Source organism: Cellulomonas sp. WB94 (assembly GCF_003115775.1).
Taxonomy (GTDB): Bacteria; Actinomycetota; Actinomycetes; order Actinomycetales; family Cellulomonadaceae; genus Cellulomonas_A.
This window is the reverse complement of sequence record NZ_QEES01000002.1, coordinates 2,001,189-2,018,678: the sequence shown is the minus strand read 5'-3', so window position 1 is coordinate 2,018,678 and position 17,490 is coordinate 2,001,189. Positions and strand designations below refer to the sequence as shown.

The window sequence follows — 17,490 nt, the reverse complement described above, 5'->3', positions numbered from 1 at the left end:
GTCGACCGGCCGACTGTTCGGCCGGGGTTCAGGGCAGGATCGGCTCGGGCAGCGGGTCCCACACGATCGCGGTCCCGTGGACCACCTGCGCGACCAGGACGGCCGTGCCTGCGAGCGCGAGCAGGACGACCACGAGCGCACCCGCCCGACCGGGTGCGACGACGGCGAGCACCCGGCGGGCGCCGGTCCGGGTCATCGCCGCGAGCGGGCCCCACCAGGTCGCCACCAGTCCGAGCAGGAACGCCCCTGCCACGACCACGGACGCCTGCCAGCCCTCCGGCTGCCGGCCCGATGTCGAGCCGCCGAGCACCCAGTAGCCGCTGCCGAGCATCCACCACAGCACGCCGAGGACGATCACGACGAGGCTCGCGCCCACGACGATCGACGGCACGAGGCCCAGGACGGATCGCACCAGGTGCCACGGCGTGAGCACGACAGCCCGGGCGGGGTCCGACCGCCGTACGCCGACCCGTTCGCGGCGCGCGTGCATCGACTCGACGGTCCGCCCGACGGTCCGCACGACGAGGAGCAGCACGCCGACGACGATGAGCGTGTACCCGGGGTACAGCGCTGCTGCGGCAACCGCGACCAGCGCAAGGGACAGCAACGTGCCCCAGCGTCGACGCGCGGGCGGCCGCTCGTACCCCGACCCCTCGACGTCGGAGTCGTCGGGTCCGAGCTCGTCGGCGACCCAGTCGTCCGACGCGGCGTCCGCGTCGTCCAGCTCCGCGCCGTCGTCCATCGCGGTGCCCGCCGCCCCCGCAGCGCCTGCCGCGAACGCGCGCGTCGCGCCGTCGTTCGCGATCAGCGCGGTGGCGGCCGCGCCGCCGACAACCGTCGTCGCGCCGGCAGCGCCGGTCGGGCCGCCGTGGAGCACCGTCGTGCCGACGGAGTCCTGGGCCGAGTCGTCGTCCACGGGCTCGTCGCCGTACCTCGCGGCGTCCCCCAGGGCAGCGACGACCTCCGACGGCGAGAGCCGGTCACGTGCCGCGGGCGCGAGCGCACCCCGCAGGGCCCGCGTCGTGATCGGCCCGAGGCCGTCGAGGTCGGGCTGCCCAGCGCGCGCGCGGGCGAGCACCTGCTCGAGCGGGCGCAGCCCGAACGGTGCGCGGCCGGTCGCGGCGAACGCGAGCAGCGCGGCCCAGCCCCACCAGTCGGTGTGCGCGGTCGGCTCGGCGTCGTCGAGCAGCTCGGGGGCGAGGTAGCCCGGAGTGCCGACGACGAGGCCGGTCGAGGTGACCCGCGCGTCGTCCGCCGCCTGCGCGATCCCGAAGTCGATGAGCACCGGTCCGGAGTCGGTGACGAGCACGTTGGCTGGCTTGAGGTCGCGGTGCACGACGCCCGCCTCGTGGACCGCGGTCAGGGCGTCGTGCAGCCCGGCAGCGAGCTCGTGCAGCGCGTGGGCGTCGAGTGGTCCGTGCCGGCGCACGAGGTCCTCGAGGTCGTCGCCCGCGACAAGCTCGGTCACGAGGAACGCCTCGGTCGAGTCGGCCTCCGCGTCGAGCACGGCCGCGACGCCCGGGTGGTGCAGACGTTGGAGCGCGAGCACCTCGCGGCGCAACCTGTCCCTGGCGACCGGGTCGGCCCCGACGTGCGGGTGCAGCAGCTTGAGCGCGACCGGTGAGCCGCCACCATCGAGCGCGCGGTAGACGGTCCCCATGCCCCCCGAGCCGAGGGGCGCGACGATCGTGTAGCCGCCGATCTCTGACCCGGGTTCCAGGCCGATGCGCTCCATGGGCGAAACGTATCCGCGGCCGGGCCTCATTGCTGGGTGCCGCGCTGGCACGGGCGGGGACGGGCGGCCACGGGAAGGTCACGGTATGGTCGACAAAACCCCAAGGAGCTGATGTTTGGTGCCATCTGCCGGTTACGGACTTGTCGTCGTCTCGAATCGACTGCCTTTCGACGTGTCGATCGACCCCGACGGTCAGCCGAGCTGGGTCCGGTCGCCAGGGGGGCTCGTCACGGCGCTCGAGCCGGTGATGAAGGAGGCCGACGGCGCGTGGCTCGGCTGGTGCGGCGCTCCTGACGCGGAGTTCGAGCCGTTCGACGTCGACGACATGCGGCTCGTGCCGGTCCCCCTCTCCGAGGCCGAGGTCGCCGACTACTACGAGGGTTTCGCCAACGACTCGCTCTGGCCGCTCTACCACGACGTGATCGCGTCGCCCGCGTTCCACCGGCTGTGGTGGGAGTCGTACCGGCGGGTCAACCGCCGGTTCGCCGAGGCGGCCGCCGCGCAGGCAGCGCAGGGTGCGACGGTCTGGGTGCACGACTACCAGCTCCAGCTCGTGCCGGCGATGCTGCGCGAGCTGCGCCCCGACCTGCGCGTCGGGTTCTTCCTGCACATCCCGTTCCCGCCGCTCGAGCTCTTCGCGCAGCTTCCGTGGCGTCGCCAGGTCGTCGAGGGTCTGCTCGGCGCCGACCTCATCGGGTTCCAGCGCGCCGCAGACGCCGCGAACTTCGTGCGCGTCGTGCGCCGTCTGACGGAGCTCACGACGCGCGGCCAGGTCATCACGATGCCGGGCAAGCACGGCCACTCCCCGAGGCACGTGCGCGCGGCGGCGTTCCCGATCTCGATCGACTCCAAGAAGTTCGACGCCCTCGCCCGCACCCCCGAGGTGCAGCAGCGCGCGAAGGACATCCGCAAGGAGCTCGGCGACCCGAAGGTCCTCATGCTGGGCGTGGACCGGCTCGACTACACCAAGGGGATCCGGCACCGGCTCAAGGCCTACGGCGAGCTGCTCGACGACGGTCGCCTGACGGTCCCCGACACGACCCTCGTGCAGGTGGCGAGCCCGAGCCGCGAGAACGTGGGCGCCTACCAGCAGCTCCGGGACGACGTCGACATGGCGGTCGGCCGGATCAACGGGGAGCACAGCAACTTCGGTCAGCCGGCCGTCCACTACATGCACCACGCGTACCCACCCGAGGAGATGGCCGCGCTGTACCTCGCGGCCGACGTCATGCTCGTCACCGCGCTGCGTGACGGCATGAACCTCGTGGCCAAGGAGTACGTCGCGGCGCGTTCGGACGACCGTGGCGCGCTCGTGCTGAGCGAGTTCACGGGCGCCGCCGACGAGCTGACCGGCGCGATCCTGGTCAACCCGCACGACATCGCGGGCCTCAAGGACGCGATCACGTATGCGGCGCACCTCGAGCCGCGCGAGGCCCGCAAGCGGATGCGCCGCCTGCGCCGCCGGGTCCTGACGAACGACGTGGCCCTGTGGTCGGAGACCTTCCTCGCGGTCCTCACCGCCGTCCCGGCTCGGACCACCCATGGCTGAGCGGCGAACCGGCGTGGGCGCCGGGTCCGACGTCGGTGCGGTGGCAGCGGGGCTCCGCGAGCTCGCTGCCGACACCGCGCGCCGGCCCCTGCTCGTCGCGCTCGACTTCGACGGGACCCTCGCACCGCTGGTCGACGACCCGTCGGCGTCGCGGGCCCTGCCCGGCGCGGCGACCGCCCTCACCGCTCTCGTCGCGCTGCCGGCCGCAGCGCGGGTGCACGTCGCGCTGGTGTCCGGGCGGGCGCTCGGCGACCTGCACACGCTCGCGCAGGCACCGGTCGGCACGTTCCTGATCGGCAGCCACGGTGCGGAGCGGGCCCGCGTCACGGCGTTCGGGCTCGACCGTGACGTCGTGCAGCTCGACGACGACGTGGCGGACCGCCTCGCGTCGCTGGGCGCCGAGGTGGCCGCCGTCGCGCGCGGCCGGGACGGTGTGTGGGTCGAGACGAAGCCCACGGCCGTCGTCGTGCACACGCGGCTCGCGCCCGACGACGTGGCCGAGCTCGCGGAGGCCGAGGCGCTCGAGGTCGGTGCCCGGCTCGGCACGAACGTGCTGCACGGCAAGGACGTCGTGGAGATCTCGGTGCTCCATGCGAGCAAGGGCGACGCCGTGACCGCGCTGCGCAACGAGCTCGGAGCGCGGGTCGTCCTGTACGTCGGCGACGACGTGACCGACGAGCACGCGTTCGCCGCCCTCGGACCCGCCGACGTGACCGTCAAGGTCGGCGCGGGCGAGACGATCGCGCAGTACCGGGTCCACGGCCCGGACGACGTGGTCGAGGCGCTCACGGCCCTCGTGGGTGCCCTCGCCGGGGCGACGCCCTCCTGACCAACGGGTAGATTTCATCCCATGACACTGCAGGGCGGGCTACGGGACGTCGTGCGTCACGACGACGACGGATCGTCCGCTGTGCCGCCCTCGGGCAGCGGTCGGGCGGGGCTCGCCGGACGGGCGCGGCGCTGGTGGCCGGTGGCCGTCGGGGTGGTCGCCGTGCTCGCTGTCACCCAGGCCACGCTCGCGACGCGCGATCGCAGCCACCTCAGCCGCATCCAGGCGCTGCCGGGCGTGGCGCGGACGACCGACGCGTCGGTGACCGAGAAGTGGCACCGCGACCTGCCGGGCAGCGTCGAGCTCGTGCAGGGCGCGCTGGTCGTCGACGGCTCGTGGGTCGGTGCTGGCGTCGCTGCAGACGGCACCCGGACGATCGAGGCGGTCGACCCCGAGACCGGAGCGACGACCTGGTCGACGGTGCTGGCCGCGCCCGAGCCCGCCGCGACCGGGGACCCGCTCCCCCCCGCGACGTGCGGCCTCGCCGGTCCGACCGGCACCGCCTCGGACTCCCCCACCCTCGTGTGCCTCGTCCTGTCGGGCTACGTGACGCCGGACGCCGGCGCCTCCTCGACGTCCCCTGAACCCAGCAGCGCCCGGATCGTCGTCGTCGACCCCGCGACGGGCGCGGTCACCGCCGAGCGGCCCGCGGCGCCGTCGTCGGTGCTCGCGGTCGACGCCGGCGTCGCCTACGTCGCCGAGGTCACGTCCGACGGGCTCGGCATCCTCACCGCGACCGACCCCGCCACGGGCGAGGCCCGCTGGTCGTTCACGACCCCGCAGGCCCTGCCGGCCACCGCCGACCGGCCGCCCCACGTGCTCCTGAGCGCTCTCGACGGGCACGTCCTGGTCGGGTCGGAGCAGGGCGCCGCGTGGCTGCTGTCGTCGGACGGCACCCTCGAGCGCGAGGTCACCGACGTCGCCGGGGCAGCCCTCGTCTCTCCCCGCGCCGGCGTCGTCGCCCTGCAGACGTGGTCCGGGGCGAGCAGCCCGAACCTGACCGTGCTCGCGGGCGACGGTGTGTCGACCGCCGGCCCGGCCATCCGCGGCGACGTCGTCACCCCCACCGTCGACGACGGCACAGCGCCCGGCCTGGTGTTCACCGGCGGCTCGCAGCTGACCGCGTGGGACGCCGCGACCGGCGAGGAGCGCTGGTCCGTCCCGGTGTCGAGCGCCGTGGGTAACGTCGTGCTGCTCGACGCTCGGCTGTACCAGTCCACCGAGATCGGGCTGCGCGCGCTGGACGCGACCAGCGGCGCGCTCCTGTGGCAGAAGCGCGTCCTGATGACCGCAGGCAGCAGCCACCTCCCGACGGTCGTGAGCGACGGTCGTGCCGTGTTCCTGCTCGAGACCGCGGCGACCCGGCGCCTCGTGGCGTTCGACCCGACCGACGGCGCGCGGATGTGGGCCAGCATGCTCCCGGAGGACACCACCGACCTCACGGTGGTCGGCGGCCGGATCGTCGCCCTGCAGCGCTCGTACTTCCACGGGGACGCGGTCAGCGCGCTCGGCTGACCGGCGCACCGCCCGGTGCCCGCGTAGGTTGCGGACTATGGCGCGGCATGAGGACATGCACGACGTCGAGATGGACGAGCGCGAGGAGCTCCCCACCTCGAACCTGGCTGTGGCCCAGGCGCGCCTGCGCCGTTCGTGGCCGCTCGCGGCGGGAGCTGTCGCCGTCCTGCTCGGCGGGCTCGCCGTCACCCAGACGGTCTTCGACGCGCGCGAGCGCGCCAGGCTCAGCGGGGACCGCGCCCTGCCGGGCGTCGTGCGAGAGCTCAGCGCGTCGATCCACGAGCTGTGGCGGTCCGACGCCGGTGCGAGCAGCGCGGTGACCGGCGGCGTGCTCCTGGCCGACCGATTCATCGGTGGTCGGCTCGACGCCGACGGGAGCCAGGCGGTCGAGGCGCTCTCCGCGCAGACCGGTGCCACGGCTTGGTCGCTCCCGGTCAGCAGCGCCGATCCCACGACTCCCGCCGATGCCGCCCGCCCTCCGGAGTGCGTGTCGGCCCAGGGCGTCGTGGTGTGCCTCGTCCTGGACGAGTACGCGCCCCTGACCGGCACGATCGCCCCCACGTCGTCGGCGCCTCAGCGGGCACGGGTCGTCGTCGTAGACCCCCGGACCGGGTCGTTGATCGCCGAGCGCGCGACCCCGCCGTCGTCCACGCTCGCCGTCGAGAAGGACCTCGTCGTCGTCGCCTGGGTCGGCGATGACGGGCACGGCGTCGTGACGGGGACCGAGCCGCGCACGGGCGAGGTCCGGTGGACGTTCACGACGCCGGCGCCGCTCGAGGCCCGCGCGGGTGAGCGCCTCGGTCTCGACGTGGCCGGCGTCGGTGTCGGTGTCGGCATCATCGTCGGCTCGTGGTCGCAGAAGCTGTGGCTCCTGTCCCCCGATGGCGTGCTGCAGCGCGAGCTGCCCGGCAACGGTGGATCGACATGGTTCGAGCTGGCGCGCGTCGGCCTGCCCGCGCTGCGGACCGCGGAGGGCCCGATCGGCGCCCGGACGACCCTGCTCGTCGACGGTCGGGACGGGCAGACGTTCGACGGCGAGCCCGTGAACCTCGCGGTCGACGACGGCAGCGCCCCGGGCCTCGTCTTCACGGACGGCGCACCGCTCATCGCGTGGGACGCCGCGACGGGCCACCGCCGGTGGAGCAGCGGCGCCGACACGGGTCGCACGGTCCTCCTGCTCGACGACACCCTCTACTCCGCCACCCACGACTCGGTCGTCGCGCTCGACGCCGCGACCGGCGCGGTGCTCTGGACCTCACCGGCGCAGCTCAAGTCCAGCCTCGCCGTCGCGCTGACGGACGGTCGCGTGCTCGTGGTCGTCGAGCGCGTCCCTGCGTCGCACCTCGTGGCGTTCGACGTCGCCGACGGACGACGGCTGTGGGAGGCCGCCCTGCCGGCGCACGTCGACAACCTCCAGGAGGTGCACGGGCGAGCGTTCGGCACCCGGTACACGAAGTCGGGACTGGAGATGGTGGCGCTGGGCTGAACCCGCATGCCGGTACCGCCCGAGGCCCTAGGTTTCCAGCATGGGGCGCGAGGCGATGCAGCAGGTCGAGCTGTCGGACGACTCCGGCGCCGCGGCCGACGCGGACACTCCTGACGCAGGCACGACGACCGGCTCGGGCACGACGACCGACCCTGCCGCCGCCCGCCGGTGGATGCGGCGCCGTCGCTGGGCAGTCGCGGTCGCCGCGACCGTCGTCGTCGGACTCGTCGGAACCCAGGTGGTGCTCGACGCCCGCGAGCGCGCCCGCGCCGCTCATGTCGCGTCGATCCCCGGGGTCCTCGCACCGGTGGACGCGTCGATCCACACCCTCTGGTCGTCGAGCGACTGGTCCACGTTCAGCGCCCTGACCGGCGTGCCCTTCGGCGACGTGATGATCGGGGGGTACCTCGACGAGACCGGCGACCGCACGGTCCGGGCGATCCGCCCGCGGAAGGGCGAGGTCGTGTGGTCGACGCTGCTGAGCGCCGCGGACCCTGCCGCGCAGGCGGGGACCTCGGGGACCTGGCCGTCCTGCACGCTCGACGCGCGACCCCCGACGCCCCAGGTCGTCTGCCTCGTGTCCGACGGCGCGGTCCTGGGCAGCGCCGACGGAGTCCCGACTGCCGTGGCCGCGACGTTCGCGCGGCTCGTCGTCCTCGACCCGGTGACCGGCGAGGTGCTCGCACAGCACGACGAGCCGGCGTCGTCGGCCGCGTGGGTGGCCGTGCTCGACGGGGTCGCGATCGTGGCCTCGCGGAGCAGCACCGGCCACCTCGTCGTCGTCGGTGAGGACCCGCGCACGGGCGACGAGCAGTGGCGGTTCGAGTCGCCCTTGCCGCTGGCCCCTGCGCTGCCGAACGCCTGGTCGCAGGACCCGTCGGGCTTCACGCTCGGCGTCGTGGCCGACCAGGTCGCGGTCACCGCGTCAGGCGGCGAGGTCTGGGTGCTCTCAAGTGCGGGTGACGTGATCGATCAGGAGCCCGCCGGGAGCCGCACCGGGCTCGAGGTCCTGCGGGCGGGCCTGATCGGTGTCGTCGACTACGACACGTCCACGCCGACCGGGCGATCCATGCGGATCGTCGGTCGCGACGCGTCGATGGGCATCGCGGCCGACCAGCAGCCCATCACCCTGTCGGTGGACGACGGCTCGGTGCCGAACCTGCTGTTCACCTCGAGCGACCGGCTCGTCGCGTGGGACATGACGACGTGGGACATCGCGTGGGCCAGCAGCGTCGCGGCCGACACGACCGCCGTCCTGCTCGACGGCCGGCTGTACGCCAGGAGCTCGGGCGGGCACGTGCTCGCGCTCGACGCAGCGACCGGCGCGACCCTGTGGGAGGTCTCGCTCGGCGGACTCACGGGCAACCCGGTCTACACCGACGGTCGGTCGATCCTGGCGCCGGAGACGCTGGCGACAGGCAGCCGCACGCTCGTCGCACTCGCGCCCGTCGACGGTCACCGCGTCTGGGAGGCGCCGCTCCCGGACTCGATCACCAACGTGTGGCAGCTCGGCCGTCACCTCATCGGGACGCCCGACGGCGGCGGCCCGGCCGTCGTGCTCGGCTGAAACCGCCTTGCCGGAACCGGGCGAAGTCGTAGGTTGCAGGTATGGGCCGCGAGGTCATGCAGCCAGTCGAGCTGCCGGACGAGCCGGGCGAGGGTGCGGGGCCGGACGCGAGCGCCCCCGGCGCGCCGATCGCCCCTGCGGCCACCGGCCGGCGGGGACGGCGGAGGTACTGGACGCTCGGGGTCACCACGACCATCGCCGTCGCCCTCCTGGGCGCCCAAGGGGTGATCGACGCACGCGAGCGCGCCAACCTCGCCCGACTTGCGGCGGTCCCCGGGGTGCTCGCACCGGTGGACGCGTCGATCGGCGTCCTCTGGTCCACGACGGACTGGTTGACGGTCTACTCCCTGGCAGGCGGAGCCTTCCGTGACCTGAGCATCGGGGCGTACATCGACGACGAAGGCACTCGCGGAGCCCGTGCAGTCCGCACGCGGACAGGCGAGGTGGTGTGGTCGACGGTCCTGAGCGTCGCGATCCCCCCGGTGCGGCCGAGGGGTGTGCACAGTGCACCTGCATGCTCGGTCGACGACGATGCGGAGTCGCCGCAGGTCGTCTGCCTGGTCTCCGACGCCGCGCGCCTGGACAACGCCGACGGAACCGTGACCCCCGTCCCCGCGACGTTCGCGCGCCTCGTCGTGCTCGAGCCGTCGACCGGCGAGAAGGTGGCGCAGCACAGCGAGCCGCTCTCGTCAGCCCTGTCGTTGAGCCTGCTCGACGGGCTCGCCGTGGTGGCCTCGCGGAGCGACGCCGGCCATCTCGTCGTCGTCGGGCAGGACCCGCTCAGCGGCGACGAGAGCTGGCGGTTCGAGTCGTCCGACCCGCTGGCCCCTGCACTGCCGGACGCCTGGTCGCAGGACGCGTCGGGCCTGGACGTTGCCGTCGTGTGCGACCACATCGCCGTCACCGCGTCGGGGGGCGAAGTCTGGGTCCTCTCGTCGACCGGCGACGTGGTCAACCACGTGGGCCCCGGTCATCGCACCGGGGTGGAGATCCTGCGGGGAGATCAGATCGCCGTCGTCGACTACGGATCGTCCACGTCGATCTCCCGGACCATGCGCATCGTCATGGGCGACGGGTCGTTGGGCGCGGCGTACGACCAGCTGCCGGTGCCACTGCAGGTGGACGACGGCTCGGCCCCGGACCTGCTGTTCACCATGAGCGACCGGCTCGTCGCCTGGGACATGACGACCGGGAAGGTTGCGTGGTCGAGCGACGTCTCGGTCAGCGCCAGCTCCCTCCTGCTCGACGGGCGGCTCTACGTGCGTACCTCGGGGGGCCACCTGTACGCCATCGACGCGAGGAGCGGCGAGACGCTGTGGGTCGTGCCGCTCACCTCGGGCCCCGACAGCTCGGTGGCCACCGACGGCCGCTCGATCCTGGCATCGGAGACGTCCCCCACCGATCCGGACAGGCTCGTGGCGTTCGCGACCGACGACGGGCGACGCCTCTGGGAGGCGCCGCTCCCGCCCTCCGTCACCTTCGTGTGGCCGTTCGGTCGCCAGCTCATCGGGGCCACCGAAGACGGCCGCGAGACCTTCGTGCTCGGCTGACCTGGACCGACGCAGGTCCCGCAGGAAGTCCTGGACGCGCCGGGGGCGCGGTATGGCAGGATTGGTCCAGGACCGAGGGCGACGACGCCGTGCGTGGCAGCACACACGATGTCCAACCCTCGTTCCGTGTCAGCGGCGACACTTCTGGCACCTCTCACTACGGATCGTCCGGCACGTACCTGCCGGTGGAGGGATTTTCATCATGGCAACAGTGACTTTCGACCACGCGACACGGATCTACCCCGGGACGGAGCGTCCCGCAGTCGACGCGCTCGACCTGCACATCGAGGACGGCGAGTTCCTCGTCCTCGTGGGCCCGTCGGGCTGTGGCAAGTCGACCTCGCTCCGCATGCTTGCGGGACTCGAGGACGTCAACGCCGGCCGCATCCTGATCGGCGACCGCGAGGTCACCGACGTGCAGCCCAAGGACCGCGACATCGCGATGGTCTTCCAGAACTACGCGCTGTACCCGCACATGTCCGTCGCTGACAACATGGGCTTCGCCCTGAAGATCGCGGGCACCCCGAAGGCCGAGATCCGCTCGCGCGTCGAGGACGCCGCGAAGATCCTCGACCTCACCGAGTACCTGGACCGCAAGCCGAAGGCCCTCTCGGGTGGCCAGCGTCAGCGCGTCGCGATGGGCCGCGCGATCGTGCGTCAGCCCCAGGTGTTCCTCATGGACGAGCCGCTGTCGAACCTCGACGCCAAGCTTCGTGTCCAGACCCGTACGCAGATCGCGTCGCTCCAGCGCCGCCTCGGCGTCACGACCGTCTACGTCACGCACGACCAGACCGAGGCCCTGACCATGGGTGACCGCATCGCGGTCCTCAAGGACGGCGTCCTGCAGCAGGTCGGCACCCCGCGCGACATGTACGACACGCCTTCCAACGTGTTCGTCGCCGGCTTCATCGGCTCCCCCGCGATGAACATCGGGACGTTCCCGGTGCTCGAGGGCTTCGCTCAGATCGGGCGCGCCCGCATCGCGGTCCCCCGCACGGTCGTCTCGGGCCTCACGCCCGAGGACAAGAACCAGCTCATCGTCGGCTTCCGGCCGGAGGCGCTCGACGTCGTCCCCGCCGGCACGCCCGACTCGATCCCCGTCGAGGTCAACCTCGTCGAGGAGCTCGGCTCGGACGCGTTCGTCTACGGCTCGCTGACCAACGAGTTCGGCGCCGCGGCGTCGATCACGTCGGGTGCCGGCGACGCGCAGGTCATCGTCCGCGTCGACCCGCGTCAGGTTCCCGCCAAGGGCGAGACGATCGCCGTCCTCATCCGTCCCGGCGAGCAGCACCTGTTCCACGCCGCCTCGGGTGCGCGCATCGACATCTGACAAGCTCACGCACGACGACGGGGCGGGTCCGGCACATGCCGGGCCCGCCCCGTCGGCATTCTCGGGTTCGGTGACGGTGGCGCGGATCGCGTCGTCGGTGTGGACCGTGTCGTCGCGATGTCAGGTCTCTCTGAGAGAATCGTTCCCATGAGTCCCCGTTCCCAGCGGCTGCAGATCACGACGGCGGCGCCCGACCCGGCCCTGCTCGACCTGCCGTGGCACATCCCCCTCGAGGACTGGCCCGCAGCGAACCTGGCCGCCCTCCCGCGCGGCATCTCGCGCCACATCGTGCGCTTCGCCCGCCTGTCCGGCCGCGTCATCGCGGTCAAGGAGATCGGCGAGGAGGTCGCGTACCGCGAGTACGAGCTGCTGCGCTCCCTGAGCCGCATCGACGTCCCGAGCGTCGAGCCCGTCGGAGTCATCACGGGGCGCTCGGACCCGAACGGCGAGCCGCTCGAGGCCGTGCTCATCACCGAGCACCTGCAGTTCTCGCTGCCGTACCGCGCGCTGTTCAGCCAGTCGCTGCAGCCCGACACGGCCACGCGCCTGATCGACGCTCTCGCGGTGCTGCTCGTGCGGCTGCACCTCATCGGCTTCTACTGGGGTGACGTGTCCCTGTCGAACACCCTGTTCCGGCGCGACGCCGAGACGTTCGCCGCGTACCTCGTCGACGCCGAGACGGGCGACCTGCACGACTCGCTCACGGACGGCCAGCGCGGCTACGACCTCGAGATCGCCCGGGTCAACATCATCGGCGAGCTCATGGACCTGCAGGCGGGCGAGTTCCTCGACGAGGACACCGACGCGGTCGCGATCGGTGGGATGCTCGTCGAGCGGTACAGCGAGCTGTGGGCGGCGCTCACGGATGCCGAGTCGTTCGGTCGCGGCGAGTCCTGGCGCGTCCAGAAGCGCATCGAGCGCCTCAACGACCTGGGCTTCGACGTCGGCGAGCTCGACATCACGACGGACGTGGACGGCACGACCGTCCGGATCCAGCCGAAGGTCGTGGACGCCGGCCACCACTCCCGTCGCCTCATGCGCCTCACGGGCCTGGACGTCGAGGAGAACCAGGCGCGGCGCCTGCTCAACGACCTCGACGCGTTCCGTGCGGCCACGGACCGCCAGAACGAGGACGAGCCGTTCGTCGCCCACGACTGGCTCACCGGCGTCTTCGAGCCGGCCGTCCGGGCCGTGCCGCGCCACCTGCGCGGCAAGCTCGAGCAAGCCCAGGTGTTCCACGAGCTGCTCGACCACCGCTGGTTCCTGTCGCAGCAGCAGGGGCGCGACGTGCCGATGGAAGAGGCAGTCAAGAGCTACGTGAAGCACATCCTCCCGCACCGGCCCGACGAGCAGGCGATCCTCGGGATCTCCGCCGCTGACCTGCGCGAGGACACCGACATGATCCCGGTGGTCCGGGCGGACTGACGAGCGCCCGGCCCGACGTGAGTCGGACCGGGCGCGTCAGGCAAGCTGTCAGGCGGGCGAAGGTCAGGCCTGAGCGGCCGAGACCGTGCGCTGGCGAGCGACCTCGTACAGGGCGATCCCCGCGGCCACCCCGGCGTTGAGGGACTCCATCGCCGCACTGATCGGGATGGACGCGATCGCGTCGCAGTTCTCCCGGACGAGCCGCGACAGGCCCTTGCCCTCGGAGCCGACGACGAGGACCAGCGGGTCTCCGGCGTACGGCAGGTCCCCGATGGGGGTGTCGCCGCCGCCGTCGAGCCCGACGATGTAGCACCCCGCCTCGCGGTATGCCTGGAGCGCCCGCACGAGGTTGGTCACGCGGGCCACGGGCACACGCGCCGCGGCGCCGGCCGAGACCTTCCAGGCGGCGGCGGTCACGCCGGCCGAGCGACGCTCGGGGACGACGACGCCGTGCACGCCGAACGCGCCCGAGGACCGCAGCACGGCCCCGAGGTTGCGCGGGTCGGTCACGCCGTCGAGCGCGACGATCAGCGGCGGGCGCCCGGACGCAGCGGCGGCGTCGAGCAGGTCGTCGGAGTCGCGGTACTCGTACGGCGGCACCTGGATCGCCACGCCCTGGTGCACCGAGCCGTCGGTGAGACGGTCGAGCTCGGGCTTGGAGACCTCGAGCAGCGGGTACCCGCGGCCGACGACGGCCTGCAAGATCTCCCGGGTGCGGTCGTCGGCCTCGATGCGCGTCGCGATGTAGACGGTCGTGACGGGGATCCCGGCGCGGAGCGCCTCGACCACCGAGTTCCGACCGGACACGATCTCGTGCGTCGCGCTGACACCCTTGCCGCCGCGGGTCCCCGCCGCGCCACGCGAGGCGCTGCGCGGGGCACCGGCACCCGGCACGCGTCCTGTGGGCGCGCCCGTCCGACGCGTCGGTCCGCTCACGCGGCCACCGGACGTGGCCGCGGCCTTCTCGTTGGCGAGCTTGCGCTTGGCGGCGACGTGGTACGGACGCTCTTCAGCCTTGGGGGTCGGGCCGCGGCCTTCGAGCGCCTGGCGTCCCTTGCCACCGGTACCACCGGTGGGGCCCTTCTTCGATCCCGGCTTGCGGGTGGCGCCCCGTCGTTGCGAGTTCCCTGTCATCAGTCCTCGTCCTCGGTGCGATGTGCTGCGAGCGACCAGCGGGCGCCGGTCGCGGAGTCCTCGACGACGATGCCGGCGGCGGCGAGCCGGTCCCGGATCGCGTCGGACGTGGCGAAGTCGCGCGCTGCGCGAGCCTCCGCACGGGCGGTGAGCTCGGCCTGGACGACCTGCTCGAGCGCGACTGCGTAGCGGGCGTCGGCTCCGGTACCGCCCCACTGCGGGCCGGCCGGGTCGAGACCGAGCACGTCGAGCATGCCCCGGACGGCCACCAGCGCGGCCCGGGCCTCGGTGAGGTCCCGGTCCGCGAGGGCCGTGTTGCCGGCGCGCAGGTGCTCGTGCACGACGGCGAGGCCAGCGGGCACGTTCAGGTCGTCGTCGAGCGCCCGGATGAACGCGTCGGGCAGGGCCGTGCGTGCGATCTCGTCGTCGTCCACGACCCCGACCCGCTCGGTGGCGCGCTCGACGAAGCCGGCGAGCCGGTTCCACGTCGCCTCGGCCTCGGCCAGGGTGTCCGGGGTCCACTCGAGCATCGAGCGGTACTGCACGGCGGTCAGCGCGTAGCGCAGCACGGCCGGGCGGGCACTCTCGAGGATGACGCTCACGAGCAGCCCGTTGCCGAGCGACTTGCTCATCTTCGAGCCGCCCAGGGTGACCCAGCCGTTGTGCAGCCAATACTGCGCGAACGGGTAACCGGCCGCGCGCGACTGCGCCTGCTCGTTCTCGTGGTGCGGGAACCGCAGGTCCAGGCCGCCGCCGTGGATGTCGAACGTGTCACCCAGGTAGCGCTGCGCCATCGCGGAGCACTCGAGGTGCCAGCCGGGCCGTCCACGCCCGAACGGCGTCGGCCACGAGGCGGTCGTGGGCTCGCCGGGCTTCGCCGACTTCCACAGCGCGAAGTCGCGCGGGTCGTGCTTGGCGACCAGGTCGCCGTCGTCGTCGGCGGGCGCGCCGTCCGGCGCCGGGACCATGTCCTCGAGGCGCTGGTTCGTCAGCGAGCCATAGTCGGGGTACGAGCGCACGTCGAAGTACACGTCGCCCTCGCCCGCGACATACGCGTGCCCGCTCGCGACGAGCCGCTCCATGAGGTCGACCATCGCGGGCACGTGACCCGTCGCGCGCGGCTCGTACGTCGGCGGCAGGACGCCGAGCGCGTCGTACGCGGCCGTGAACGCCCGCTCGTTCTCCATCGCCCACGCCCACCACACCTGACCGGCGGCGGCGGACTTCGCGAGGATCTTGTCGTCGATGTCGGTGACGTTGCGGACCATCGTGACGCGGTACCCGCTGCGCTGCAGCCACCGCACGAGCACGTCGAACGCCACACCGGAGCGCACGTGCCCGATGTGCGGGGGTGCCTGCACGGTCGCGCCGCAGAGGTAGATGCCGACCTCGCCTGCCACTACGGGCTCAAAATCGCGCACCTCACGCGTCGCAGTGTCATATAGGCGCAGGCTCACGCCCCCAGGTTACCGGGGTCTACGGTCTCGCCCCGCCGCCTGCGGGTTCGTGCCCGACGGCGGCCCTGCGGCGCGGTCTGCGCATTCGTGTCGGACGTGTCGTCCACCATGTGCCGTGAACCCATCCCCGAAGCGCCACCGAGGAGAAGCCGTGCCGTACGGATACATCGGATCGATGAGAACGACGCCCGGGCACCGGGACGACGTCGTGGCGATCCTGCTCTCCGCCAGCGCCGGCCTGCGCGAGGCCGGCTGCCTCTCGTACATCGTCGGCGCCTCGACCACCGACGACGACCTCATCTGGGTCACGGAGGTCTGGGACAGCGCCGCACACCACGACGCCTCGCTGCAGCTGGCCGAGACGCGCGCGGCGATCGGGCGGGCGCTGCCGAAGCTGACGGGCGAGTTCACGAGCCAGACGACGGTGGTCCTTGGCGGGCTGGGGCTGTAGCGGCTGGACCTGGGTCGGCAACCCGACAAGTTGCCAACACGCCTGCCGCGGGCCGCCTGGACCGGCAGGATGGGGCTATGCGCATCCTGAGCCTTGACTGCGAACTTGGGCTTCCCGACGAGAACTCAACCGAGTTCCGGTCGGACGTCTCACTTTTTGATTACGACCTTGTAGTCTGGGACCCGCAGAACACAAGGGATACATACGAGACGTACTCGGAATTCGAAGGCTACCCCTCGCTCAGCCCCTCAGACTCCGCCGCACTCCGCCGAGACCTGGAACGACGGAGGATAGAATTCATCGAGTTCGTTCAATTGGGTCGAACGCTCGCGATATTCACTCCTAGCGACGTCAAGGTTTTCGCAGACACGGGCGAACGCCGATATTCGGGCACCGGCAGAAATCGCCAAACAACGCGTATTGTCGCGATGGTCGATCTCTGGCACGCGGCCCCGCTGCCGCTCAGGCTAGAACTGGGTTCCGGCGAATCGATCGTTGCGGCGAACGAATTGGCGACGGCCCTTCTTAAGGCGACTCGCGAATCATGGTCTTATCGCGCTGTGATAACTGATCTCGTCGATGAAATGCATCCGTTGTTCTACGTGCGAGGAACGAAAAAAGTCGTGGGAGCACTCTTGCGATCCGCATCTGACGGGCTGCTGATCCTACTGCCAGACCTCTTGCCATCCGAAGAGAATTTGGTGAAGCACCATGCCGCTCTGCTGGAGTGGATCCGAGGCCTAACAGGGAGCCCCGACGCGAGTCAACCGGATTGGGCCCACGACTTCCTTTTCGAATCCGAGGTGCAGCGTGCTGGGCGCAAGGCCGAAGCTGAAGTTGCGGCAGCCCTGATTGAGGAAGAGCTAGAAGCGCTCAGAGCGGACCAAGCCGCCGATGACCAATGGAAGTTGTTAGTCACAGGCACAGGAGCAGCGCTGGAGCGTCAGGTTGAAAAGGCTTTCGCCGTTCTAGGATTCGATGTGGAGAGACGTGACGTAGGCAGAAGTGATCTGCGCGGCAGCTGGGAGGAGAACGCAGTCGTCGTTGAGGTTAAAGGGGTAGCGAAGAGCGCATCCGAGAAGCACGCGGCACAGTTGGAGAAGTGGGTCTCGGCGGAAATGGCCGAAGGTCGACCCGCCAAGGGCGTTCTAGTTGTGAACGCATGGCGGGAATTGCCGCTAGACAAGCGAACGGAACTGAGTTTTCCGGCTCAGATGATGCCATACTCTGAGCAGCGCAATCACTGCCTCATCTCTGGGCTTCAATTGCTGACGATGGTCCGTGCGTGCATGGCAGAGCCGGATCGTGCTGGCGATTTCGCCAAGATCATCCTCGAAACGTCGGGCGTGGTGGACGGCTGGGATAGCGCGACCGAGTTGTTCGATCGGGCGGAGGTCACCGTGGAAACAGCTCCGGTCGCGGTCGCGAGCAAGGACGCGGCGGAGCAGCACTCCTAACTTCA

The 17,490-nt window shown here is 71.8% G+C and carries 13 protein-coding genes; 10 read left to right on the top strand and 3 right to left on the bottom strand.

All coding sequences use genetic code 11. The annotated features are described in order from the left end of the window. Positions 1–28: 28 nt before the first annotated feature. Entirely contained in the window at positions 29–1,735 is a 1,707-nt protein-coding gene (locus tag DDP54_RS10435; protein ID WP_109131677.1) for a serine/threonine-protein kinase, read from the bottom strand. A gap of 118 nt (positions 1,736–1,853) precedes the next feature. On the opposite strand from DDP54_RS10435, the gene DDP54_RS10430 reads away from it, so the two are divergent. The 8 genes from DDP54_RS10430 to DDP54_RS10395 all read left to right on the top strand — a co-directional run bounded on the left by DDP54_RS10430 (position 1,854) and on the right by DDP54_RS10395 (position 12,986). Then, a complete protein-coding gene (locus DDP54_RS10430) occupies positions 1,854–3,284 on the top strand; it encodes a trehalose-6-phosphate synthase (RefSeq protein WP_109131676.1) in 1,431 nt (476 codons plus the stop codon). Further along, complete coding sequence (gene otsB, locus DDP54_RS10425) at positions 3,277–4,113, top strand: trehalose-phosphatase (protein ID WP_109131675.1); 837 nt, start codon at positions 3,277–3,279, stop codon at positions 4,111–4,113. The genes DDP54_RS10430 and otsB overlap by 8 nt, the downstream gene beginning before the upstream one ends. Positions 4,114–4,134: 21 nt before the next feature. After that, positions 4,135–5,628 carry a PQQ-binding-like beta-propeller repeat protein gene (locus DDP54_RS10420; protein ID WP_109131674.1) on the top strand — a complete coding sequence of 498 codons (1,494 nt, stop codon included), beginning with the start codon at positions 4,135–4,137 and terminating at the stop codon, positions 5,626–5,628. Positions 5,629–5,665: 37 nt separating this feature from the next. After that, complete coding sequence (locus DDP54_RS10415) at positions 5,666–7,114, top strand: PQQ-binding-like beta-propeller repeat protein (RefSeq protein WP_109131673.1); 1,449 nt, start codon at positions 5,666–5,668, stop codon at positions 7,112–7,114. Positions 7,115–7,154: 40 nt separating this feature from the next. Then, on the top strand, positions 7,155–8,681 hold the full coding sequence (locus DDP54_RS10410) for a PQQ-binding-like beta-propeller repeat protein (RefSeq protein ID WP_109131672.1): 1,527 nt from the start codon (positions 7,155–7,157) through the stop codon (positions 8,679–8,681). A gap of 41 nt (positions 8,682–8,722) precedes the next feature. Then, positions 8,723–10,231: a PQQ-binding-like beta-propeller repeat protein gene (locus tag DDP54_RS10405; protein WP_109131671.1), complete on the top strand. Its 1,509-nt coding sequence runs from the start codon at positions 8,723–8,725 to the stop codon at positions 10,229–10,231. A gap of 202 nt (positions 10,232–10,433) precedes the next feature. Then, the gene (gene ugpC / locus DDP54_RS10400; protein WP_109131670.1) at positions 10,434–11,561 is read left to right on the top strand and encodes a sn-glycerol-3-phosphate ABC transporter ATP-binding protein UgpC; all 1,128 of its coding nucleotides are present in this window, start codon (positions 10,434–10,436) and stop codon (positions 11,559–11,561) included. 147 nt (positions 11,562–11,708) lie between these two features. Then, positions 11,709–12,986: a DUF4032 domain-containing protein gene (locus tag DDP54_RS10395; RefSeq protein ID WP_109131669.1), complete on the top strand. Its 1,278-nt coding sequence runs from the start codon at positions 11,709–11,711 to the stop codon at positions 12,984–12,986. Between the two features lie 63 nt (positions 12,987–13,049). Here the strand turns inward: DDP54_RS10395 and rlmB are convergent, their stop codons facing one another. Beyond that, a complete protein-coding gene (rlmB, locus tag DDP54_RS10390) occupies positions 13,050–14,120 on the bottom strand; it encodes a 23S rRNA (guanosine(2251)-2'-O)-methyltransferase RlmB (protein WP_109131668.1) in 1,071 nt (356 codons plus the stop codon). Then, positions 14,120–15,577, bottom strand: coding sequence for a cysteine--tRNA ligase (cysS, locus tag DDP54_RS10385; RefSeq protein ID WP_109131667.1), 1,458 nt, complete (start codon positions 15,575–15,577; stop codon positions 14,120–14,122). The genes rlmB and cysS overlap by 1 nt, the downstream gene beginning before the upstream one ends. A 175-nt stretch (positions 15,578–15,752) precedes the next feature. On the opposite strand from cysS, the gene DDP54_RS10380 reads away from it, so the two are divergent. Both DDP54_RS10380 and DDP54_RS17995 read left to right on the top strand, forming a co-directional pair. Further along, on the top strand, positions 15,753–16,028 hold the full coding sequence (locus DDP54_RS10380) for an antibiotic biosynthesis monooxygenase family protein (RefSeq protein ID WP_197711370.1): 276 nt from the start codon (positions 15,753–15,755) through the stop codon (positions 16,026–16,028). A 77-nt stretch (positions 16,029–16,105) separates the two neighbouring features. After that, positions 16,106–17,485 (top strand): hypothetical protein, encoded by a 1,380-nt coding sequence (locus DDP54_RS17995; protein WP_146192411.1) that lies wholly within the window; start codon positions 16,106–16,108, stop codon positions 17,483–17,485. Positions 17,486–17,490: the final 5 nt, after the last annotated feature.

What these genes read in the sequence shown, in the direction of transcription:
- DDP54_RS10410 (WP_109131672.1), top strand. Translation starts at nt 7,155, where the DNA reads ATGGGGCGCGAGGCGATGCAGCAGGTCGAGCTGTCGGACGACTCCGGC.
- otsB (WP_109131675.1), top strand. Translation starts at nt 3,277, where the DNA reads ATGGCTGAGCGGCGAACCGGCGTGGGCGCCGGGTCCGACGTCGGTGCG.
- DDP54_RS10395 (WP_109131669.1), top strand. Translation starts at nt 11,709, where the DNA reads ATGAGTCCCCGTTCCCAGCGGCTGCAGATCACGACGGCGGCGCCCGAC.
- DDP54_RS17995 (WP_146192411.1), top strand. Translation starts at nt 16,106, where the DNA reads ATGCGCATCCTGAGCCTTGACTGCGAACTTGGGCTTCCCGACGAGAAC.
- DDP54_RS10380 (WP_197711370.1), top strand. Translation starts at nt 15,753, where the DNA reads ATGAGAACGACGCCCGGGCACCGGGACGACGTCGTGGCGATCCTGCTC.
- DDP54_RS10420 (WP_109131674.1), top strand. Translation starts at nt 4,135, where the DNA reads ATGACACTGCAGGGCGGGCTACGGGACGTCGTGCGTCACGACGACGAC.
- DDP54_RS10415 (WP_109131673.1), top strand. Translation starts at nt 5,666, where the DNA reads ATGGCGCGGCATGAGGACATGCACGACGTCGAGATGGACGAGCGCGAG.
- DDP54_RS10435 (WP_109131677.1), bottom strand. Translation starts at nt 1,735, where the DNA reads ATGGAGCGCATCGGCCTGGAACCCGGGTCAGAGATCGGCGGCTACACG.
- ugpC (WP_109131670.1), top strand. Translation starts at nt 10,434, where the DNA reads ATGGCAACAGTGACTTTCGACCACGCGACACGGATCTACCCCGGGACG.
- DDP54_RS10405 (WP_109131671.1), top strand. Translation starts at nt 8,723, where the DNA reads ATGGGCCGCGAGGTCATGCAGCCAGTCGAGCTGCCGGACGAGCCGGGC.
- rlmB (WP_109131668.1), bottom strand. Translation starts at nt 14,120, where the DNA reads ATGACAGGGAACTCGCAACGACGGGGCGCCACCCGCAAGCCGGGATCG.